This is a genomic window from Paractinoplanes globisporus DSM 43857 (genome assembly GCF_000379645.1).
In the GTDB taxonomy this organism is placed as follows: Bacteria; Actinomycetota; Actinomycetes; order Mycobacteriales; family Micromonosporaceae; genus Actinoplanes; species Actinoplanes globisporus.
The window spans coordinates 59,156-79,702 of record NZ_KB903314.1 but is presented as its reverse complement, the minus strand read 5'-3'; the positions used below and the strand labels follow the sequence as shown (position 1 = coordinate 79,702).

At 73.1% G+C, this 20,547-nt stretch carries 16 protein-coding genes; 7 read left to right on the top strand and 9 right to left on the bottom strand.

Annotation, left to right across the window (positions count from 1 at the left end):
- Positions 1–140 precede the first annotated feature (140 nt).
- Positions 141–2,186 carry a hydantoinase/oxoprolinase family protein gene (locus A3CQ_RS0128340; RefSeq protein ID WP_026206291.1) on the top strand — a complete coding sequence of 682 codons (2,046 nt, stop codon included), beginning with the start codon at positions 141–143 and terminating at the stop codon, positions 2,184–2,186.
- A complete protein-coding gene (locus A3CQ_RS60230; RefSeq protein WP_020514329.1) occupies positions 2,183–3,859 on the top strand; it encodes a hydantoinase B/oxoprolinase family protein in 1,677 nt (558 codons plus the stop codon). Before A3CQ_RS0128340 ends, A3CQ_RS60230 begins: the two co-directional genes overlap by 4 nt.
- Here the strand turns inward: A3CQ_RS60230 and A3CQ_RS54365 are convergent.
- Genes A3CQ_RS54365 through A3CQ_RS57760 form a run of 7 tightly spaced genes read right to left on the bottom strand, consistent with a single transcriptional unit; the run spans position 3,841 to position 11,687 of the window.
- A complete protein-coding gene (locus tag A3CQ_RS54365) occupies positions 3,841–5,379 on the bottom strand; it encodes a PucR family transcriptional regulator (RefSeq protein ID WP_020514328.1) in 1,539 nt (512 codons plus the stop codon). The genes A3CQ_RS60230 and A3CQ_RS54365 overlap by 19 nt on opposite strands.
- On the bottom strand, positions 5,376–6,485 hold the full coding sequence (locus A3CQ_RS0128325) for an S-methyl thiohydantoin desulfurase family protein (protein ID WP_020514327.1): 1,110 nt from the start codon (positions 6,483–6,485) through the stop codon (positions 5,376–5,378). Before A3CQ_RS0128325 ends, A3CQ_RS54365 begins: the two co-directional genes overlap by 4 nt.
- Positions 6,482–7,777 carry a hydantoinase/oxoprolinase N-terminal domain-containing protein gene (locus A3CQ_RS0128320; RefSeq protein WP_020514326.1) on the bottom strand — a complete coding sequence of 432 codons (1,296 nt, stop codon included), beginning with the start codon at positions 7,775–7,777 and terminating at the stop codon, positions 6,482–6,484. The genes A3CQ_RS0128325 and A3CQ_RS0128320 overlap by 4 nt, the downstream gene beginning before the upstream one ends.
- 18 nt (positions 7,778–7,795) lie before the next feature.
- On the bottom strand, positions 7,796–8,797 hold the full coding sequence (locus A3CQ_RS0128315) for an ABC transporter permease (RefSeq protein ID WP_020514325.1): 1,002 nt from the start codon (positions 8,795–8,797) through the stop codon (positions 7,796–7,798).
- Complete coding sequence (locus A3CQ_RS0128310) at positions 8,794–10,314, bottom strand: sugar ABC transporter ATP-binding protein (RefSeq protein WP_020514324.1); 1,521 nt, start codon at positions 10,312–10,314, stop codon at positions 8,794–8,796. The genes A3CQ_RS0128315 and A3CQ_RS0128310 overlap by 4 nt, the downstream gene beginning before the upstream one ends.
- A 12-nt stretch (positions 10,315–10,326) precedes the next feature.
- Positions 10,327–11,325: a sugar ABC transporter substrate-binding protein gene (locus A3CQ_RS0128305; RefSeq protein WP_020514323.1), complete on the bottom strand. Its 999-nt coding sequence runs from the start codon at positions 11,323–11,325 to the stop codon at positions 10,327–10,329.
- Positions 11,326–11,342: 17 nt separating this feature from the next.
- On the bottom strand, positions 11,343–11,687 hold the full coding sequence (locus A3CQ_RS57760) for an antibiotic biosynthesis monooxygenase family protein (RefSeq protein ID WP_020514322.1): 345 nt from the start codon (positions 11,685–11,687) through the stop codon (positions 11,343–11,345).
- A 359-nt stretch (positions 11,688–12,046) separates the two neighbouring features.
- Between A3CQ_RS57760 and A3CQ_RS0128295 the strand changes: the two genes are divergently transcribed.
- The 3 genes from A3CQ_RS0128295 to A3CQ_RS0128285 are packed head-to-tail and all read left to right on the top strand — an operon-like array spanning position 12,047 to position 16,955.
- On the top strand, positions 12,047–14,077 hold the full coding sequence (locus A3CQ_RS0128295) for a hydantoinase/oxoprolinase family protein (protein WP_020514321.1): 2,031 nt from the start codon (positions 12,047–12,049) through the stop codon (positions 14,075–14,077).
- A complete protein-coding gene (locus A3CQ_RS0128290) occupies positions 14,074–15,768 on the top strand; it encodes a hydantoinase B/oxoprolinase family protein (RefSeq protein WP_020514320.1) in 1,695 nt (564 codons plus the stop codon). Before A3CQ_RS0128295 ends, A3CQ_RS0128290 begins: the two co-directional genes overlap by 4 nt.
- On the top strand, positions 15,765–16,955 hold the full coding sequence (locus tag A3CQ_RS0128285; RefSeq protein WP_020514319.1) for a metal-dependent hydrolase family protein: 1,191 nt from the start codon (positions 15,765–15,767) through the stop codon (positions 16,953–16,955). The genes A3CQ_RS0128290 and A3CQ_RS0128285 overlap by 4 nt, the downstream gene beginning before the upstream one ends.
- Here the strand turns inward: A3CQ_RS0128285 and A3CQ_RS0128280 are convergent.
- On the bottom strand, positions 16,952–17,800 hold the full coding sequence (locus A3CQ_RS0128280; RefSeq protein WP_020514318.1) for an LLM class flavin-dependent oxidoreductase: 849 nt from the start codon (positions 17,798–17,800) through the stop codon (positions 16,952–16,954). The two genes, A3CQ_RS0128285 and A3CQ_RS0128280, sit on opposite strands and share 4 nt — an antisense overlap.
- Complete coding sequence (locus A3CQ_RS0128275) at positions 17,797–18,693, bottom strand: ornithine cyclodeaminase family protein (RefSeq protein WP_020514317.1); 897 nt, start codon at positions 18,691–18,693, stop codon at positions 17,797–17,799. Before A3CQ_RS0128275 ends, A3CQ_RS0128280 begins: the two co-directional genes overlap by 4 nt.
- Positions 18,694–18,735: 42 nt before the next feature.
- Between A3CQ_RS0128275 and A3CQ_RS0128270 the strand changes: the two genes are divergently transcribed.
- Both A3CQ_RS0128270 and A3CQ_RS0128265 read left to right on the top strand, forming a co-directional pair.
- Positions 18,736–19,395, top strand: coding sequence for a GntR family transcriptional regulator (locus A3CQ_RS0128270; protein WP_020514316.1), 660 nt, complete (start codon positions 18,736–18,738; stop codon positions 19,393–19,395).
- Entirely contained in the window at positions 19,392–20,537 is a 1,146-nt protein-coding gene (locus A3CQ_RS0128265; protein ID WP_040433073.1) for an NAD(P)/FAD-dependent oxidoreductase, read from the top strand. Before A3CQ_RS0128270 ends, A3CQ_RS0128265 begins: the two co-directional genes overlap by 4 nt.
- The last annotated feature ends 10 nt before the right edge of the window (positions 20,538–20,547 follow it).

The window sequence follows — 20,547 nt, the reverse complement described above, 5'->3', positions numbered from 1 at the left end:
GCAGTCTCAACCGGCGGCCGGCAGCCGGATCGTGCGCGCGGCACGCACGGCGATCTCACGGCTATGCCCGGCGCACAGTGCGGCCGGCATGCCCCCACCTAGCTTGCGAGGACCGAGACGGCCGACCGCGAGGAGATCAGATGGGGCGGTATCGAGTCGCGATGGACATCGGTGGCACCTTCACCGACGTCGTGACATACGACCAGCAAAGCGGGACGTTTGCCGCCACCAAGGCGTCGACCACGCCGGGAAACCTGAGCGAGGGAGTGCTCTCCGGCCTGGATGCCGTGGTGGACGAACCGTCCGGCATCGATTTCCTGGTGCACGGGACGACGCAGGGCCTCAACGCGTTCCTGGAGCGGCGTGGCGTGCCGGTGCTTCTGCTGGGCACCGCCGGAGTGGAGGACACGTACCACATTGCCCGGGGACCACGAACCCGGCTCTACGACCTGCACTACCGCAAGCCGACGCCGCTGGTGCCGCGACGCGACGTGCTGGGCATCGGCGGGCGCATCGCCGCGGACGGCACCGAGCTGACGCCGCTCGACGAGGACGCGGTGCGCGAGGCGGCCCGCCGGGCACGGGCGGACGGCCATGGCGCGATCGCCGTGGCGTTCCTGTTCAGCTACCGGAACCCCGCGCACGAGCTGCGGGCCCGCGAGATCCTCCACGAGGAGCTGGGCGACGACGTCACCGTCTCGATCTCGCACGAGGCGGCGAAGGAGTGGCGGGAGTACGAGCGCACCTCCTCCGCGGTCGTCGAGGCGTACACCGGCCCGATCGTGCGGCGTTATCTGCTCGACCTCGAGAACCGGCTGGCCGGCCGGGGCCTGCGGGTGCCGCTGCACGTCATGCAGTCCTCCGGTGGCATCCTGACCGCCGAGTCGGCGCGCCGCCGTCCGCTGCAGACGCTGCTGTCCGGCCCGGTCGGCGGCGCTATCGCGGGCGCCGAGCTGTCCCGGCAGACCGGCCGGCCGAACCTCATCGGTATCGACATGGGCGGCACCTCGTTCGATGTGTCGCTGATCGTCGACGGCGAGCCGGACGTGTCCGCCGAGGCTCAGCTCGAGGGCCTGCCGATGCTGATGAGCGTGGTCAACATCCACACGGTCGGCGCCGGCGGCGGCTCGGTGGCCTGGGCGGAGGCCGGCGGCCTTCGGGTGGGTCCTCGCTCGGCCGGGGCACGGCCGGGACCGGCATGCTACGGGCGCGGCGGCACCGAGCCGACAGTCACCGACGCGAACCTGGTGCTCGGCCGGATCGACCCGGACGGCTTCGCGGGCGGGCAGATGACGCTCGACACCGGGCTCGCCGCGACCGCGGTCGACGGGCTGGCCGAGATGTTCGGCATGACGACCACAGCGATGGCCGAGGGCATCTGCGACGTGGCGAACTCGAAGATGGCGCAGGCCATCCGCACCATCACGGTGTCCCGCGGCATCGAACCGCGCGACTCGGCGCTGGTCGCGTTCGGCGGGGCCGGCCCGATGCACGCCGTGTTCCTGGCCCGCGAGCTGGGCATCGCCGAAACGGTCGTGCCGCGCTTCCCCGGCGCGTTCTCGGCCTGGGGCATGTTGCAGACCCAGATCCGGCAGGACTGGACCGAGCCGTACTTCTTCCTGGATCAGGACCTCGACGTGGCCGACATGGCCGCGCAGCTGGCCCGGATGGAGCGCGACGGCCTGGCGGCGCTGGAGCACGAGGGCGTGTCCGGCAACCGGCGCAGCGCGAGCCACGCCGTCGACATCCGGTACGCGGCGCAGGAGTACACCCTCACCGTGCCGTTGACCGGTGCCGACGAGCCGAACGACCCGGACTTCCTGCCCAGCGTCGCCCAGCGCTTCGCCGACCTGCACAAGAACCGGTACGGCCACGCCAACCTGGGCGCCCCGATCGAGTTCGTCACGCTGCGCACGGCGGCCTTCGGCGACCTCGGCCGGCCCGAGCCGCAGAAGTGGCCGGCCGCGACGAGCGCCGACTTCCCGTACGAGATCCGCACTGTGGTCTTCGACGGCACCGGCCGGGACACGATCGTCGCCCGCCGCGACGACCTCTTCGTCGGGCACACGTTCGACGGGCCCGCCGTGGTGATCGAGGACACCGCCACCACCGTGGTCCCGCCGGACTACGCGGTGAGCGTCGACGACATCGGCTCCCTGGTCATCCGTCGGAAGGACAGCCTGTGACCACCTCCACCGCCATCGACCCGGTGACCGTCGAGATCATCCGGAACGCGCTGAACTCGGCCGCCGACGACATGAACGCCACGCTCATCCGGTCGGCCTACACCCCGATCATCTACGAGTGCGGAGACTGTGTCGTCGCCCTACTCGACGCCGACCACCAGGTGCTCGGCCAGTCCGCGGGCCTGCCGATCTTCCTGGGCAACCTGGAGACCTGCACGCTCGCCACCGAGCAGCGGTTCGGCCGCGAGGTGTGGCGGCCGGGCGACGTCTGGATCCTCAACGACAGCTACCTCGGCGGCACGCACCTCAACGACGTCACCATCTTCGGCCCGGTCTTCGTCGACGAGACCCTGGTCGGCTTCACCGCGAGCCGGGCGCATTGGATCGACGTCGGCTCCAAGGATCCCGGCGGCTCGATGGACTCGATCTCGATCTTCCAGGAGGGCCTGCGCCTGGGACCGCAGAAGCTGATCTCCGGAGGCGTGGAGGAGCGCGCGGTCATCGACACGATCGGCACGAACGTCCGCTTCCCGTACCCGACCACCGGCGACATGCACGCGATGATGGCGTGCATCCAGATGGGCGAGCGGCGGTTGCAGGAGATCGTCCGGCGGTTCGGCCTCGAGACGCTCGAACTGGCCCGCGACGAGATCTTCCGCCAGACCGAACTGCTGGAGCGGGCGGTCATCGCGAAGATCCCGGACGGGGTCTACTCCGCCGAGGGGGTGCTCGACAACGACGGCATCGACCTGGACACCCCGATCCCGATCCGGCTGCGGATCACGGTGGCCGGCGAGCACATCGACTTCGACGTCACCGAGTCGGCCGACCAGACCGTCGGCCCGGTCAACTGCGGCGTCTCGCAGGCGGTCTCCGCCCTGCGGGTCGGCTACAAGCTGCTGGTGAGCCCGGATCTGCCGGGCAACGGTGGATCGTTCCGGTCGATGACCACACAGGTACGCGAGGGCTCGGTGCTCGGCGCCCGCTCCCCCGCCGCCTGCCAGTGGTACTTCTCGCACCTCGGCCTGCTGATCGACATGGTCGCGCGGGCGCTGGCCCCGGCGCTGTCCGATCGGGTCGCCGGCGCAAGCCACGGCGACTCCATGATCATTCTGAGCGCGGGCACCGACCCGCGGGTCGGCCGGGACTTCGTCAGCCTGGAGGCCACGGTCGGCGGCTGGGGCGCCTGGAACGGCTCGGACGGCGAGAGCGCGCTGATCAACAACGTGAACGGCTCGCTCAAGGACATCCCGATCGAGGTGCACGAGACCCGCTACCCGTGGCGGATCACGCAGTACCGGATCCGGCCCGACTCCGGAGGCTCCGGCCGGTGGCGCGGCGGGAACGGCGTCGTCCGCGAGTACGAGGCGCAGACCGACATGTCGGTGTCGCTGTGGTTCGAGCGCTCCCGGCAGCCGGCCTGGGGTCTGTTCGGCGGCGAGGACGCGGTCGGGCCCGAGGTGGTGATCAACCCGGGCCGCCCGGACGAGCGGCGCATTCTCAAGATCAACGGATTGGCCGTACGCAAGGGGGATGTCGTGCGCTGCGCGTCCGGCGGCGGCGGTGGTTACGGGGACCCGACCGAGCGTTCCGCCGACGACGTCCGGGCCGACGTGCTCGACCACAACATCACCGCGCAGGCGGCGCGGGCGCGCTACGGCATCGGCGACTGAGCGGCTCCCGAGTCGTTCCACAGCGCGGTGAGCGCGTAGCAGAGCACGTGCAGGGCCAGCCGCTGGCCCGGTTCGTCGTAGGTCAGGCCGAGCTGCCGGGCCCGCGCGAGCCGGGCCAGCACCGTGTTGCGATGCACGCCGAGCTGCCGCGACGCCTGGCTGAGCGACCCGCCCGCGTCGAGAACCGCGAGGACGGTCTGCACCAGCACGGCCCGGTCCTTGGCCGCCATCAGCTCGGTCAGCGTCAGGTCGGCGACCTGGGCGATCTCCGCGGTGGGCAGCCAGGCCAGGGCCGCGGCCGGGCCGACCTGGTCGAACCACTGCACGACCCCGGGCCCGGTCTCCCGGGCCACGTGCGCGGCGAGCCGGGCCTCGGCCACCGACCGCATCAGCCCGGCCACCCCCTGGTGGGCCCGGCCGACGCCGATCACCAGCCGATGCGCGGTGGCCGAGTCGCGGAAGGCGGCCAGCGCCCGGCGCAGCGCCGCGGCGTCCTCCGGGTCGGCGCCGCTGTGCCAGGAGACCCAGCCGTCGCCGTCGGCGACCAGCGGCCAGGCGGAGTGCCCGCGCTGCCAGGACGCCCGGATCAGATAGGTGACGTCGTCGGACGGCTCGCCGGCCGGGTGGACCGGCGCCAGCCAGACCGCGCGGTTGAACTGGCCCACCTGCCAGCCCAGCTCGGCGGTCCAGCTGGGCACCTCGAGCGCGGCCGGGTCGGACGACACCGCCACCCTCGGCTCGCCGGCCAGCCGCCGCAGCAGGCCGAAGGCGGCCTGCTCGTGCGCGGCCCGGGCGGCCGCGTCCAGCCGACTACGCGCCCACGCCGCCTGCAGGGCCGGCCGGGCGAGCCGCAGCACCGCGCTCACCTGGTCGAGCCCGGCCGGGCCGGGCACCGGCACCGCGGCGACCAGCCGCCCGGCCGACCGTTCCGCGGCCGTGTGCACGTCGATCTCGACCCGCTCGGTCTGCGGCCGGTCCTGCAGGGCGGCGGTCTGTCCGGCGACCACCACGTCGCCGACGGTCAGCGCCACCGGCACTCCCGGCAGCTCCCGGTTGAGCACGCCGAGCACGCCGCGGATGCCGGTCTGCTCGGCCAGCAGCTCGGCCAGCCGGGCCTGGCGCTGAGCCCGGGCCGCGGCCGGGGCGCTGACCTGGCCGGCGAGCTGGAGAGCGACCTCGATCGGGTCGTCGTCGATGACGATCAGCGACATGGCGAGCCGCTGGGCGAGAGCCGCGCTGGACGAGTCGGCCACGGCGCGGGACACCACCACGGCGGAGACGTTGCGTTCCCAGGCCAGGTGGAGGGCGGCGGCCAGCGACCAGCCGCCGGTGGCCGCCTCGTCGTGCAGCACGACCAGGACGTGCGGCGTGCAGTGCCGCAGCCGGTCGAAGGTCTCGGCCAGCACGACCTGCTGGACGCCGCGGGCCGGATCGGCCAGGTGCAGTTCGGCGCCGGCCAGCGGGCCGATGCGGGCCAGCTCGCCGAGGGTGATCGGCAGCGTGGAGGACCGGGCCCTCATCGGCGCCTCGGGTGGGCGAGCGGGATGCCGTGCGAGGCCAGCCCGACCATCTCCATGCCCTCCGGTGAGTACCAGACCGCGTCGGCCGGCGTCACCAGGACGTCGACCAGATCGCCCGGCTCGAGGCTGTCGAGGGTGGCGAGCGCGCCGCGGGACACGTCCAGCAGGCACATCAGGTCGGGCGCGCCGGCGATCAGCGCGCCGTCGGCGAAGACCGCGACGATCTCGCTGCGCAGCTCGATGCGCAGCTGCCGGGTGAGACCGTCGATCTCCTCGACCACGAGGCTGGACGGGTGGGCCGGGATGGTGACGTCGCTCGGCCGGCTCAGGTGCTCGAGCTCGGTGATCCGCCCGCGGGCCACCCGCCGGCATCCGGTTATCGCGCCCAGCCGGGTCACGAGCACGTCCGGGTCGGGCCGGTCGAGCAGCAGCCGGCCGACGTTCGCAATCCGGGAGACGGTGCCGGGCAGGGCGGCGCGCCGCAGGGTGCCGGCATCCGTCGGGTACGCGGCGAGCGCCGCCCACCCGCCCACGGTGTCGACGTTGCCGCGCAGGAGCCGGTCGGCACGCGGCCCGGACGGCACCTCCACCAGCACGCTCTCGCCGGTGGGCCCGACCGCCACCAGCGGCGTCGGCGACACCCCGGCCAGGTGCATCGCGGTGTGGTGGATCAGGGCGAACGTGCGGCCCATGCCGTCCGCGTCCAGCAGCGGCACGCGCAGCTGGGCGGCGGTCACCACCGCGACCAGCGCGCTGATCGTCGCCGCGGCCAACGGGTAGATCGCGCCGAACCGCACCCGCTGGAGGCGCTCGATCTGCCGCACCGCCGCGACGAACTCGTCGCCGGCCGGCGGCAGGTCGGCCATCGCCGAGCCGGAGCCCAGCACGCAGACCGACACGCACGGCGTGTCCGGAGCGACCGACTCGACCCGCAGCAACGGCACCGGGCCGTTGCGCTCCAGCAGGCCGGCCAGCCATGCGCTCACCGACGACCGGCCGGCGTCGCCGACCGCCGGCGAATAGAACTTGGCGCCCTCGTAGAGAGCGGGCACGTCGTCGGCCGTGATCGAGGCGGTGGCGCCGACGTAGCCGGCCGGGGCGGTCATCCCCCGGCCAGCCGGACGTCGGGCGCCCCGGCCACCCGGACCCGTACGCGGATCGTGCCGGACGGGCTGTACGGCACCGCCACCGTGGAGATCTCGGCGATGTGCGTGGTGCCCGGCGCCGCGCCGTTGGCCATCACCATCGCGGTGGCCCGTTCCTCGGCGTCGCGGCGCACCCGGTCGAGCTCGGCCGCCGACTCGATGAACGCCACCTCGTCGAGCCAGGAGGCGGGCCGGCTGATTGCCGCGCCGACACAGGCGAGCAGGTACCGGTCGGCATCGGGACGGATCGCCGGCACGTCGGCGGCCCGCGGCGGCAGCCCGCCCGGGCGCTCCTCCGGCTCCGGGGTGAGCACGGCGGTCGGCACCACCAGCTCGGTGCCCAGGCCCACGGGTTCGGCCGGGCGCACCACCGCCAGGCGATGCCGCACCTCGCCGGCCAGCCGCCGGCCCTCGCGCGGGAGCAGCACCCGGCAGTCCGCCAGCACGGCCAGGTGCGCGGCGCCGCACAGCTCCAGCGCGTCGGTGGCGCCGAACGCCACGACCGGGGTGACCCGGATCCGCGACGGGGTGCTGTAGCCGCCGTCGCCGCGGGCCACCCGCAGCACCACGTCCCCGGGCAGCCGGGCCAGCGTGCGCTCGCAGCGGTCCAGCACCCGCTCGGTCAGCGGGGTCAGGGCGCAGTCGAGCACAACCGTCGCCTCCCGCGCGACCAGGCCCTGGCCGCCGTAGTCGCTGGCCACCGAGACGCGCGCGCCCGGAACCGCGGCGAGGATCGCGTCGGCCACCTCGCGCTCGTGCGCGGGCCGGGCCTGCGAGCCGGCCGCCACCACGGCCACGTGCCGGATGCCGGTGCCGGGCAGCTCGGCGCAGAGCGACGCCAGCGCGGACCGGTCGAGCGGGCACAGCTCGTTGCCGAGCAGGTCATGCCCGCCGGCGACGGTGAAGCGGCGGGCGATGGCGCGCTCCACGGCCTCGGCCGGGGACCGGGCCAGTTCGGGGTCGGTGGCCGCGCGCGGCACGATTCGCACCACAGCCACCGGCGGGATGCCGCCGTCCGGGCGTAGCAGGGTGTCGAGCAGCAGCGGGGCGATGTCCACCGTGACGGCATCGGCACCGCCGGCGACCCGGGTCGCCGTGGCGACGGCCGCCGCGATCACGCCGTCGGCGTCGGCGCGGGCCGGCGCCACCGGCTCGACCGGGACGACGGTGTCGCCGTGCACCACCGCCGCGTACGCCCGGCCCGGCCGCAGAGTCACCCCGATGTGCGCGACATCCTCGGCGTGAGCAGGCATTTGATCAGCCTAGCTCCGTCATCGGGAGCGGCGTCGCAGCCAGCGGTCCATGGTGACGGCGAACAGGATGAGGCAGCCCTGCAGCACCTGCTGATAGATCGTGTCCCAGCCGAGCAGGTTGAAGCCGTTGCCGATCAGGGTCAGCAGCAGCGCGCCCACGATCCCGCGCCACACCGCGCCCTCGCCGCCCAGGATGCTCGTCCCGCCCACGACGGCCGCCGCGATCGCGGTCAGCTCCATGCCGGTCGCCATCGTCGACTGCGCCGACCCGGCCCGGGAGGCCAGGATCAGGCCGGCCAGCGCCGAGCAGATGCCGCTGATGACGAACGCCGAGACGTGGATCGAGCCGACCCGGATACCGGAGAGCCGGGCTGCCTCGGCGTTGCCGCCGACCGCGTACAGCCGGCGGCCGAACGTCGTGCGGGCCACCAGGACGCCGATGACCGCCACCACCACGACGAAGACGATGGTGGCCGAGGTCAGGCCGAACAGCGACGGCCAGGTGAGCATGCCGAAGTCCTCGGCCAGCCCGGCCGGCGGGTAGATGATCGCCGCGCCGGTCACCATGACCGCCAGGCCCCGGTAGACCAGGCTGGTGGCGAGCGTGCCGACGAACGAGTTGACGCCGCTGCGGGTCACCACCATGCCGGTGACGAAGCCGAGGGCGGCGCCGGCCGCGACGGCGCCCGCGAAGCCGACGTACACGTTCGTGACCTGGACGATCTTCACGCCGATGATGGCCGAGAGGGCGAGTGTGGCGCTCGCGGTCAGGTCGAAGACGCCGCTGACGATGCAGACCGTGGCGCCGACCGCGAGCAGGCCCAGCACCGCCGTCTGATCCAGCAGGTTGACCAGGTTTCCTCTGGTCAGGAACGTGTCGGTGCTGACCGACAGGGCGATGACGATGACCGCGAACGCGGCCAGGATGCCGTAGTCGCGCAGCCGGAAGGCAAGGCGCGACACGTTGGCCGAGGCCGGCGCGGACGCCGCGGCCGCCTGCGGTGTTACGTCGACAGTCAACTGCTTGCTCCTTCGTCGTCGTCGCCGAAGGCGGCGGCGATCACGACCTCCGGGGTGGTGCCGCGCGGGTACTCGCCGACCGGCTCGCCGTGCCGCAGCACGAGCACCCGATGGGAGAGCGCGAGCAGCTCCTCGATCTCCGAGGACACGCACACCACGGCCATGCCGTCGGCGGCCAGGCCGGTGATGAGGTGATGGATCTGGGTCTTGGCGGCCACGTCCACGCCGCGGGTGGGCTCGTCGACGAGCAGCACCCGGGGCGAGCGCAGCAGCCACTTGGCGAACAGCGCCTTCTGCTGGTTGCCGCCGGAGAGGGTCTCGATGGCGGCGGCCGGGTTCGCGGCCCGGATGTCCACCGAGGTGGCGATCCCGCCGACCGCGGCGCGCTCGCCCGGCCGGTTCACGAACGGCCCGACGCGCCGTTCGGGCAGCGACGACAGCGCCACGTTCTCGGCGACCGAGCGGACCATCACCAGGCCCTGCTCCTTACGCGACTCGGGCACCAGCGCCATGCCGGCGGCCATGGCCTGTCGCGGCGTGTGCCGGTGCAGCGTGACACCGTCGACCTCGACCACCCCCTCGGCGGCCCGGTCCGCGCCGAACAGCAGCCGCAGCGTCTCGGTGCGCCCGCTGCCCACCAGACCGGCGATGCCGAGGATCTCCCCGGCGCGTACCTCCAGATCGACACCGCGCACCAGCCCGCGACGCAGCCCGCGGGCGCGGAGCACGACCGGCGCCTCGGCGGGCACCGGGCTCGGATCCGGATAGAGCACGTCGATCTCCCGGCCGACCATGTGGGCGACCAGCTCGCGCGGCGAGGTCTCGGCGGCCGGACCGGTACGGACCAGAGCGCCGTCGCGCAACACCGTGATCCGGTCGGCCACGGCGAGCACCTCGTCGAGGAAGTGGGAGACCAGGATGACCGTGGTGCCGGCGGCGGCCAGCCGCCGGATGAGCCCGAGCAGGTTCTCCTTCTCGTGCTCGCTGAGCACCGCGGTCGGCTCATCCATGGCCAGCACCCGGGCGCCGCGGGCCAGCGAGCGCAGGATCTCCACCTGCTGCTGGGCCCCGATCGGGAGCCGGTCGACCCGCTCGTCCGGGTCGACGGCGAAACCGGTCAGCTCCTTCAGCTCGTCCAGTCGCCGCCGGTCGGCCCGGCCGCGGATCAGGCTGGCGCGGTGCGACCAGCGGGCCAGGAAGACGTTGTCGAGCACGGAGAGCGCCGGCACGAGGGCGCCCTCCTGCGAGATCAGGCTGACGCCGTGCGCGATGGCATCGCGGGGCCGGCCGATGCTGACCTGCTCGCCGTCGAAGCTGATCGTGCCCTGGTCGGCCCGGATCGCGCCGCCGACGATCTTCAGCAGGGTGCTCTTGCCGGCGCCGTTCTCCCCGACCAGGCCGTGCACCTCGCCCGGCGCGATGTCCAGATCGACATCGCGCAGGACGGGTACGCCGCTGTAGCTCTTGCCGATGCCCCGCACCGAGATGGCCGGCGCCCGGCTGACCCGCGTGGTCATGTGCAGGCTCCGTCAGTCCGAGTAGTCCGCGGTCTGCCCCTGAAGGGAGGCCTTGGTGCCCAGGCAGTCGAACGAGGTCAGCGTCGTGCACACCACGGTCGACTCCGGCACGCTCTGCCCGCGCGCCTTGGCCAGGCCGAGCTCCGCGGCCTTGGCGCCCGACTTCTTCTCCGGCACCGAGTACACGCCGTACCAGGTGCCGTCGTTGACGAAGCCGTACGCCTGGGTGGAACCGCCGTTGCCGACGAAGGTGATCTTCTTGCCGGACGCGAGCGGGGTGGCGCCCTCCAGCGCCTGCGACGACCCGATCACGACGTTGACGTCGGGGTGAGCCTGCAGCAGGTTCTGCATCGCCGCCCGGCCGGTGTCGGGGGTGTAGCCGCCGACGAAGTTCGAGATGACCTCGGCGGCGCCGCCGGCCTTCAGCGCGTCCGCCGCGGCCTTGGTCCGGGCGGTGTCCAGCGGGTAGTTCGCGAAGCCCTGCAGGTACGCCACCTTGCAGCCGGTCGCCGCGCCGGCCGACTTGCAGGCGTCGATGCCGAGTTTGGCCAGGCCGTCGCCGTTGACCGTCGGCGGGTCGATGATGTTGATGGTGCCGGGGACCTGCGGGTCGGCGGTGTCGTACTTGCCGCCGACCGGGGTGAATTCGACGACCACGGTGATGCCGGCGGCGATCGCCTGCTTGACCGGGTTGACCATCGCGGTGCCGTCGTTCGCCTGCACGATCACCACGTCGTACCGCTTGGAGGTCACCGCGTCCTGGAGCTGGTTGACCTGGGTGGGGCCGTCGAAGTTCGAGTCGAGGAAGGTGGCCTCGGCGTTGTTCGCGTTCGCGTACTCCTGGATGCCGGCCCAGGTGGCCTGGGCGAAGGAGTTCGCCTTCGCGAAACCGAAGAAGCCGATGCTGAGCTTCTTGTCGGCGGGCGCGGCGCTGGCCGCGGAACCGGCCGCGGAGCTGTCGGGTTTGCTGCAGCCGGCGACTGCGACCGCGGCGGCCACCCCGATCGCCATGAGTCGAGCAACTCTATTCACTGGTGCTCCTCGCGTACGAAATAAAGGGTTTCAGGGTTGACGAGCTCGTAGACTCCGCCAACGAGCGGCTCGTCGCCCCGGACGTCCAGCAATGCGGTGAGCCGCCCGGACAAGGCGGCACGCCACGGGTCGTCGACCCATCGGCGGTAGTCCGCGGCCGTGTCCCAGTCGGCGGTGACCAGGTGGGTCGCGGTGCTGTCGTCAACGGATCGCAACAGTTCGGCGGCTCGGCACCCGGGGAACCGCCGAGCGCGCTCCAGAACCCGGTTGTCCGCGTAGAACGCTTCCAGATCGGCGGCCCGGCCGGCTGCCGCCCGGAGGGTGAGGACGCTGCGGAACATGGGACCTCCCGTGCCTCGGGTGGAGGAGTGGGCAAATGCTGACGGCGACCGCCGCGCTACGGATGTGCGCTCAGCACACCGGCGCGTGCGGCCGCTGTGCAATGCCCGTTACCGCCGGTTCCGGCGGCCTCACCTGCAGCGCGAGCAACGATTGACACCTTCGAACGGCCTGTGACAGGTTCGCCTTCTCGCCGCGCCAACCGGCGACGATCCTCCGGCTGACCTGCCCCGGGCCGGGCGCCCGCCGCGCCCGCCGGACACCGGGACCCAGGCAGCCAACGCATCCGCATGCCGCACGCCGGCGCCTTCGTTCGCGCCGCGCGCCGCCGCATGCGCGTACCCGGCGAAAGGCGAAGACGATGACCAGCACCAGCCGCGTGGCTATCGACGTCGGGGGCACGTTCACCGACGTCGTGGAGCTGTCACCGGCCACCGGCGAGATCCGGTTCGGCAAGGTGCCGACCACCCCGGCCCAGCCGACCGCGGGTGTCCTGGACGCCTTCGGCACTACCCGGGCGCCGATGGCGCGGGTGGACATGTTCACCCACGGCACCACGCTGGGGCTCAACGCTCTGCTCACCCGCACGGGCGCCCGGACCGCGGTGGTCGGCACGGCCGGTTTCCGCGACGTCTACCTGCTCGGCCGCACCGACCGGCGCACCAACTACGACATCACCTACCGTCCGCCGCCCGCCCTGCTCGAGCGGTACGACACGTTCGAGGTGCCCGAGCGCAGCCTGTTCGACGGCTCGGTGCACCGGCCGCTGGACGAGGCGGCGGCCCGCGCGGTGGCCGCGACCATCGCCGAGCGCGGTTACGACTCGGTGGCGGTGGCCTTCCTGCACTCGTACGCCAATCCGGCGCACGAACTCCGCATGCGGGAGATCCTCGCCGAGGTCGCGCCGGAGGTGGCGGTGACCGTCTCGCACGAGCTCTCCCGGGAGTACCGCGAGTACGAACGCACCAGCACGGCCGTGCTCGACGCGTACGTCAAGCCGATCGTGCGCCGCTACCTCGAGCGGCTGGAGGGTGAGCTGGCCGCCGGTGGCTTCGCCGGCCGGTTCCTGATGACCCGCTCCGGCGGCGGCGCGATGACCGCGAGCGCGGCCCGGGAACAACCGGTCAGCCTGATCCTGTCCGGCCCGGCCGGTGGCGTCATCGGCGCCACCGCGTTCGGCGCGCTGATCGACCGGCCCAACCTGATCACCATCGACATGGGCGGCACCAGCCTGGACGCGTCGCTGGTCATCGACGGCGAGCCGGTGCTGCACCAGGGCGCCGAGTTCGAGCAGCTGCCGATCAACACGCCGTCGCTCTACATCCACACCATCGGCGCGGGCGGCGGATCGATCGCCTGGCTGGACGGCGCGGGCGCGCTGCAGGTCGGACCGCAGAGCGCGGGCGCCGACCCGGGCCCGGCGTCGTACGGCAAGGGCGGCACCCAGCCGACGTTCACCGACGCGGCGCTCGCGGTCGGCTACATGGGCACCACCGCCGCCCTGGGCGGCCGGCTGACGCTGGACGACCGGCTCGCCGTCGGCGCGCTGGAACCGCTCGCGGACAAGCTCGGCCTGACCCCGCTGGCGCTGGCCCGCGGCATCATCCGCATCTCCACCACCAAGATCATGGGAGCGGTCCGGGCGATCACGGTCGAAGTGGGCCGCGATCCGAAGGACTTCGCGCTGTTGTCGTTCGGCGGTGGCGGCGGCCTCGTCGCGGTCGACGTCGCGCACGAGCTCAACATCCCGACCGTCATCGTGCCGCCCGGCCAGGGCGCGTTCTCCGCGTTCGGCATGCTCTTCGCGGACGTGCAGCACGACTTCGCGCGTACGGCGGTGATGCCGCTCGCCGAGCTGGACTCGCCGGCGGTCGCCGCGAGCTACGCCGAGATGGCCGCCGACGCCGCCACGGCACTGGGCGCGGAGGGCTTCGGTGTCTCGCAACGGGTGCTGACCCGCAGCGTGGACGTGCGTTACGCCGGACAGGAGCACACCGTCACCGTGCCGCTGCAGGACGACGCGGCCGGCGTCGAACGCGAGTTCACCGAGCTGCACGAGCGGCAGTACGGCCACACCATGGACGACCCGATCGAGATCACCACGCTCCGGCTGCGGGCCACCGGCCAGGTCGAGAAACCGGCGCTGCCGCCGCTGCCCCGCCGGGAATCGGGCGGGCTCGCATCCGAGGGCGCGCGCGAGGTGTATGTCTCCGAGGAACAACCCGCCGTGCCGTACGCCCTGTACACCCGCGAGACGTTGCTGGCCGGCGACGAGATCGCCGGGCCGGCGGTCATCCACGAGCACACGGCCACCACCGTCATCCACGCCGGCGACCGGCTGCTCGTGGGCGAGCACGGCGAAATGACCATCACGGTTAGGGCGGATTCATGAGCACCATCGACTCGATCACCACCGAGGTCATCCGGCACGGCCTGCTGGCCGGCGCCGAGGAGATGGCCCGCAACCTGTGCCGGACCGCCTACAACACGGTGGTCTACGAGATCCACGACTACGGCATCGGCATCCACGACGCGAACGGCGACGTGGTGGCCGACGCGCCCGGCATCGCGGTGTTCACCCGCGGCAACGACCACGGCATCAAGCGGGCCGTCGACTTCCTCGGCGCCGGCAAGATGCTGCCCGGCGACGTGTTCGTGCTGAACTACCCGTACTGGTCGTCGGCGCACACACTCGACCCGCTGGTCTTCGCCCCGATCCATGCCGAGGGCGAGCTGATCGGGTTCGCCTCCTGCCGCATCCACGTGCTCGACCTCAAGCAGAAGGATCCGGGCTACGTCCTCGACTCCACCGACATGTACCAGGAGGGCATCTTCTTCGCGGCCGCCAAGCTGTACCGCGAGGGCGTCGTCAACGAGGACGTGTTCAACGTCGTGCGGTTCAACAGCCGGATGCCCGAGCGCACGATCGGCGACCTGCAGGCACAGGTGTCGGCCTGCTTCACCGGTGTGCGGCGCACCCAGGAGATCGCCGCGAAGTACGGCGCCGGCACGCTCACCGAGGCGATGGCGGCGATCAACGACCACGGCGAGCGGCTGGCCCGCCTGGCGCTGGCCAAGCTGCCCAAGGGCACCTGGACCGCGTACGACTTCGTCGACACCGACGGCGTCGACCTGGACCGGATGATCAGGATGAACGTCACGGTCACGGTCACCGACGACGAGATGGTGATCGACTGGACCGGCAGCGACCGGGACGTGCGCGGGCCGATCAACCTGCCGGTCGGCCAGACGGAGGCGTTCTGCAGCCTGATCTTCAAGTCGCTCACCACGCCGGACACCCCGGTGGTGGCCGGCAACTTCCGGCCGTTGCGGGTGGTGACCGAGCCCGGTTCGGTGATGCACGCGGTGCCGCCGATGCCCACCTTCACGCTCTGGACCGGGCTGCTCGGCGGTGAGGTCGTGCTCAAGGCCCTGGCCCAGGGCATGCCCGAGCTGGTGCCGGCCTGCTCCGGCGGCGATGTGTGCTCGATGATGGGTCTGGGTGTGAACCCGCGCAACGGCGAGGCGTGGCTGGAGGCGACCAACGAGGCAGTCGGCTTTGGCGGACATGCGGGCGGCGACGGCGCGGACGGCATCATGCACCTGTCCGAGCCGGGCTGCCGCAACAACCCGGTCGAGGTGCTCGAGACCAAGTCGCCGATGTTCATCGAGTCGTACGGTTACCGCATGGACACCGGCGGCGCGGGCAAGCACCGCGGCGGTGTGGGCGTGGGCCGCTCGTACCGGTTCACCGCGCCGTCCACAGGCATCTGCATCGTCTACAAGACGAAGACGAAACCGTGGCCGATCAAGGGCGGTCGCGAGGGCGACAACAACCACATCGTGCTCAACCCCGGCACCGACCGCGAGACGGTCACCGGCGGCAGCTACAACCTGCTCGAGACGGGGGACGTCCTGGTGAACAACACCGGCGGCGGAGGCGGCTACGGCGACCCGCGGGAACGGGACCCCGGCCGGGTGGCGGCCGACGTGCGCAACGGCTTCGTCTCGGTCGAGGCGGCGCTGCGCGACTACGGCGTGGTGGTCGATCCCGGAACGTTCGCGGCGCGGCGGTCGTCGTGAGCCTCTCGATCGTCAACGCCGCGGTCTTCGACGGGGTCTCCGACGGCCTGGTCGACGGGCCGGTGCACGTCGAGGACGGGCGGATCGTGGCGGTCGGTGGCCCGGCCCGCCCGGCCGACCGGGTGCTCGACGCGCGCGGCCGCACCGTGCTGCCCGGGCTGATCGACGCGCACTGCCACGCGTACGGGATCGATCTGGACATGCTCGCGCTGGAGTCGCGCCCGCTCAGCTATGTGGCGCTGATGGCCGCGAAACGGCTGGCCGCGGCCCTGGCCCGCGGCTTCACGACGGTGCGCGACCCGGCCGGGGGCGACGCCGGCCTCGCCCGGGCCATCGCCGAGCGGGTGATCGCGGCGCCGCGCTACCTGTGGACCGGGGCGGCGCTGAGCCAGACCGGCGGCCACGGCGACGTGCGGGCCGCCGACTCCGACGTCTGCGGCTGCGGCGCGCACACCGTCGAGATCGTGGACGGCGTCGACCCGCTGCGCGTGGCGGTCCGCGACCGGCTCCGCCGGGGCGCCCACGCCATCAAGATCATGGCGTCCGGCGGGGTGGTCTCGCTGACCGACCCGATCCGCATCCCGCAGTACTCGGCCGAGGAGATCCGGGCGGTCACCGAGGAGGCGGCGCGGCGCGGCAGCTACGTCGCGGCGCACGCCTACTCCCCCGAGGCGATCCGGCACGCGGTCGACAACGGCGTGCGCACCGTCGAGCACGGCAACCTGCTCGATGCCCCGACCGCGGCGGCGATGGCCGCCGCCGGCGCGTTCCTGGTGCCCACCCTGGCCGCCTACGACGCGATGGAACGGCGCGGCGCCGAGCTCGGCATGCCGGAGGTGTCGCGACGCAAGAACCGCGAGGTGCTCGACGCCGGGCGCACGGCGGTCGAGCTCGCGCGGTCCGCGGGTGTCCGCGTCGGCTTCGGCACCGACCTGATGGGCGCGCTGGAGGACGAGCAGTTGCAGGGCCTGCGGTTGCAGGTCGAGGTCGACGGCCCGGTGACGGCGCTGCGGTCGGCCACCTCGGTCAACGCCGACCTGATCGGCCGCGGCGACCTCGGCCGGATCGCCGAGGGCTGCGTCGCCGACCTGCTCATCGTCGACGGCGACCCGCTCGCCGATCCGTCGGTGCTGTGGGCCGGCCCGCACAACCGCACGGTGATCCAGGCCGGCGAGGTCGTCGGTTAGAGGCCGTGCGCGGCCAGCACGAACCCCATGGCCCCGGGCGGCACACCACGGCCGTCCGGGCGGGGCCAGTGCACGCTCACCTCGTCGAAGCCCAGTTCGCCGAGGCGCCCCACGGTGTCGGCGTAGCGGTCCGCGCTCTCGAACGGCCACCCCGCCTCGAGCCCGAGCTGGGCGATCCGCCGCAGCGCGCCCGCCTCGCCCAGTTGGCGTGACTGCTTCCCGAGCGCCGCGAACCATTCGTCCGGACCGGCCTCCGGGCCGTACGGCCCGTACGTGACCCAGGCCTGGCCGTAGAGGGCGGCGAGCCCCAGCGAGCGCGGTCCCGTGCCGGCGATCGTGAACGGCACGCGCGGGGTCTGCACGCATCCGGGCAGCTGATGGGCGTCGACGGCGGTGTACCGCTCGCCGTGCACGGTGGTGATCGGCTCGCGCAGGAGCGTGTCGAGCAGGCCGAGCCACTCGGCGAACCGGTCCATCCGCTCCCGCGGCGTGCGGGGCCGGTCGCCGAGCACGGCCGCGTCCGGGCCCTCGGTGCCCGCGCCCAGCCCCACCTCGATCCGGCCGCCGCTGAGCTGGTCGAGCGTCATGAGCTCCTTGGCGAACGGCACCGGATGCCGGTAGTTCGGCGTGGCGACCTGCACCCCGAGCCGGACCCGCGTGGTGGTCACCGCGGCGGCGGCGAGCAGCGGCACGCAGCCGTACCAGGGCTGATCGTGCAGCAGCGGCCAGGTGAGATGGTCGTACGTCCAGACGGTGTGCACCCCGGCCCGCTCGGCCTCGGCCACCTCGGCCAGGAATGTGCCGGTGGGATGGCGGTCGGGCAGGACGATTACGGACAGCCTCATGCGACGGCGTCCACGACGGCGGCGGCAACCACGAGATCCTCCCAGCCCATCCCCACGGTTTTGATCAGCCGTGGCCGGGCGGGGACGGCATCCCGGACCAGATCGGCGAAGGTCGTCAGGCGGTCGGCGATCGACGGGTCGGCCGCGATGGCCTGCACGATGTCGCCCGCCTCGCGCAGGGCGACCGCACGTGACTCCACCAGCGTGCCGCAGCGGCGCACGGTCTCGAAGTCCACCTCGCGGGCGTCCGGCTCGTGCGAACCGACCGCGACCACCACCGCTTCCGGACCGAGCAGGTGGCCGGGGAACAGCGGCTCCCGGGCCGTGGTGCAACAGGCCACCAGATCGGCCTCGGCCACCGCGCCGGCGTCTGCCACGCTCGCTCGCAGCCCGTCGCGGCCGAGCCGGTCCACGAAGTTCGCCGTGCGAGCCGGGTCGCGCCCGACCACCCGCACGGTCTCGACCGGCCGGACCGCGCACAGCGCCCGGACATGGCCGAGGGCCTGCGGTCCCGTGCCGAAGACGACCAGACGGCTCGCGCCAGGCGGGGCGACCAGGTCGACCCCGAGCGCCGAGACCGCCGGCGTCCGCAGGGCGGTGAGCGCCGCGCCGTCCAGGATCGCGCGGGGCACCAGCGACGGCGCGTCGAACAACACGTACATCCCGTGGATGCGGGGCAGGCCGCGGGCCGGATTGCGGGGCGCGACGCCGACCAGCTTGACCCCGGCGAGGTCCCGGGTGCCGGAGGGCATGACGAGGATCTCGCCGCCGCCGAGCCGGAATGACACGCGGGCCGGCTCAGTCTCGGGATCCAGGCCGGCGACCAGGGCGGCGCGGAGCGCGGCGATCGCCTGCGGGAAGCCGAGCGAGGCCACCTGTTCCGCATCCAGCACGGGTAGTACCATGTCACATACCACTAGGGGAGGCAATCCGGAATGACGATCGGTCCCGTGCGCGCCGCCGGCAGTTTCCGCCAGATCGTGGAGGACGCGGTGTCGTCCGCCATCGTCTCCGGCGAGTTCCCGCCGGGCACCATGCTCACGGCGCCCACGCTGGCCGTCCGCTTCGACGTCTCGCCCACCCCGGTGCGCGAGGCCCTGCTCAACCTCGAGAAGCGCGGCCTCGTCGAGATCGCCCGTAACAAGGGCTTCCGGGTCACCGAGGTCGGCGAGCAGGACCTCGCCGAGATCGTCCAGATCCGCCAGTGGCTCGAGGCGCCGGCCGTGCGCACGCTGGCCGGCGCGATCGGCGAGACCACGCTGGCCGAGCTGCGCACCGAGGCCGAGGCGATCGTGTCCGGGGCCGCGGCCGCCGATCTGCGGACGTACCTGTCGGCCGACACCAGCTTCCACCTGCACCTGCTCAGCCTGACCGGCAATGACCGGCTGGTCGCGCTGGTGGGCGACCTGCGCCAGCAGACCCGCCTGGTCGGCCTGGCGGGCATGCTCGGCACCGCCGAGCTGGCCGCGTCCTCGGCCGAGCACCTCACCCTGCTCGACCTGCTCGCGGCCGGCGACGGCGCCGCCGCGGAAGAGCTGATGCGCCGCCACATCGGCCACGTCACCGGCTGGTGGAGCGGCCGGCCCGAGCGATGAAGGTTCTGGTGGTCGGCGCCGGCGTCATCGGCGCCGCCGTCGCCCGCGAGCTGGCCCGGGCGGGCGTGTCGGTGACCGTGCTCGACCGGGCCGCATCGGCCGGCGGCACGTCAGCCTCGGGCGAGGGCAACCTGCTGGTCTCCGACAAGGGCCCCGGTCCCGAGCTGGAGCTCGCCCAGCGCTCCCTGACCCTCTGGGCCGAGCTGCGCGAGTCGCTTCCGGCGCAGTTGGGGCCGGGCTTCCCCGCGATCGAGTACGAGCCGAAGGGCGGCCTGGTCGTGGCGACCACTTCGTCCGGCGCCGCGGGCCTGCACAAGTTCGCCGCGGTTCAGAGGGAAGCCGGAGTGGTGGCGACCCCCGTGGACGGCCGGGAGCTGGAGCCCGATCTCACCCCCGCCCACACCGCGGCCATGTTCTATCCGCAGGACGCCCAGGTGCAGCCCGCGATCGCCACCGAGGCCCTGCTGGCGTCCGCCCGGCTCTCCGGCGCGCAGGTGCGCCAGGGTGTCGAGGTGCTCGGTCCGCTGCGCCGCGGCGACCGGCTGACCGGGGTCCGCACCAGCGACGGCGACGTCGGCGCCGACCACGTCGTCGTGGCGGCCGGCCCGTGGTCGGCCCAGGTCGCCGAGCGGCTCGGCGTCGCGCTGCCGGTGCGGCCGCGCCGCGGCACGCTGCTGGTCACGACCCGGATGCGGCAGCGGATCCGGCACAAGGTGTACGACGCGGACTACGTTGGCGCGGTCGGCTCGGACGACGCCGCGCTGCAGACCTCGAGCGTGGTGGAGTCGACCGCGGCGGGCACCGTACTGATCGGATCGTCGCGCGAGCGGCGCGGCTTCGACGAGCGGATCGAGGCGCGGGTGCTGTCCGCGATCGCGGCCAAGGCTCTGGTGCTGTTCCCGTTCCTCGCGGACGTCGCGGTGATGCGGGCGTACGGCGGGTTCCGCCCGTTCGTGCCGGACCACCTCCCGGTCATCGGGCCCGACCCCCGCCTGCCGGGCCTGTGGCACGCCACCGGCCACGAGGGCGCCGGCATCGTGCTGTCCACCGCCACCGGCGAGCTGGTCGCCGACCTGCTCACCGGGCGTGAGCCGAGGGTGGCCGCCGGCCCTTTCGCCGTAGATCGCTTCAGTAGTGTGTGACATACTACTG

Excerpts from the sequence above, each read along its gene's own strand:
- A3CQ_RS0128325 (WP_020514327.1), bottom strand. The coding sequence starts at position 6,485 with ATGACCGCCCCGGCCGGCTACGTCGGCGCCACCGCCTCGATCACGGCC.
- A3CQ_RS0128265 (WP_040433073.1), top strand. The coding sequence starts at position 19,392 with ATGAAGGTTCTGGTGGTCGGCGCCGGCGTCATCGGCGCCGCCGTCGCC.
- A3CQ_RS0128290 (WP_020514320.1), top strand. The coding sequence starts at position 14,074 with ATGAGCACCATCGACTCGATCACCACCGAGGTCATCCGGCACGGCCTG.
- A3CQ_RS0128280 (WP_020514318.1), bottom strand. The coding sequence starts at position 17,800 with ATGAGGCTGTCCGTAATCGTCCTGCCCGACCGCCATCCCACCGGCACA.
- A3CQ_RS0128340 (WP_026206291.1), top strand. The coding sequence starts at position 141 with ATGGGGCGGTATCGAGTCGCGATGGACATCGGTGGCACCTTCACCGAC.
- A3CQ_RS0128320 (WP_020514326.1), bottom strand. The coding sequence starts at position 7,777 with ATGCCTGCTCACGCCGAGGATGTCGCGCACATCGGGGTGACTCTGCGG.
- A3CQ_RS0128310 (WP_020514324.1), bottom strand. The coding sequence starts at position 10,314 with ATGACCACGCGGGTCAGCCGGGCGCCGGCCATCTCGGTGCGGGGCATC.
- A3CQ_RS0128295 (WP_020514321.1), top strand. The coding sequence starts at position 12,047 with ATGACCAGCACCAGCCGCGTGGCTATCGACGTCGGGGGCACGTTCACC.
- A3CQ_RS0128270 (WP_020514316.1), top strand. The coding sequence starts at position 18,736 with ATGACGATCGGTCCCGTGCGCGCCGCCGGCAGTTTCCGCCAGATCGTG.
- A3CQ_RS0128305 (WP_020514323.1), bottom strand. The coding sequence starts at position 11,325 with ATGGCGATCGGGGTGGCCGCCGCGGTCGCAGTCGCCGGCTGCAGCAAA.
- A3CQ_RS57760 (WP_020514322.1), bottom strand. The coding sequence starts at position 11,687 with ATGTTCCGCAGCGTCCTCACCCTCCGGGCGGCAGCCGGCCGGGCCGCC.
- A3CQ_RS54365 (WP_020514328.1), bottom strand. The coding sequence starts at position 5,379 with ATGAGGGCCCGGTCCTCCACGCTGCCGATCACCCTCGGCGAGCTGGCC.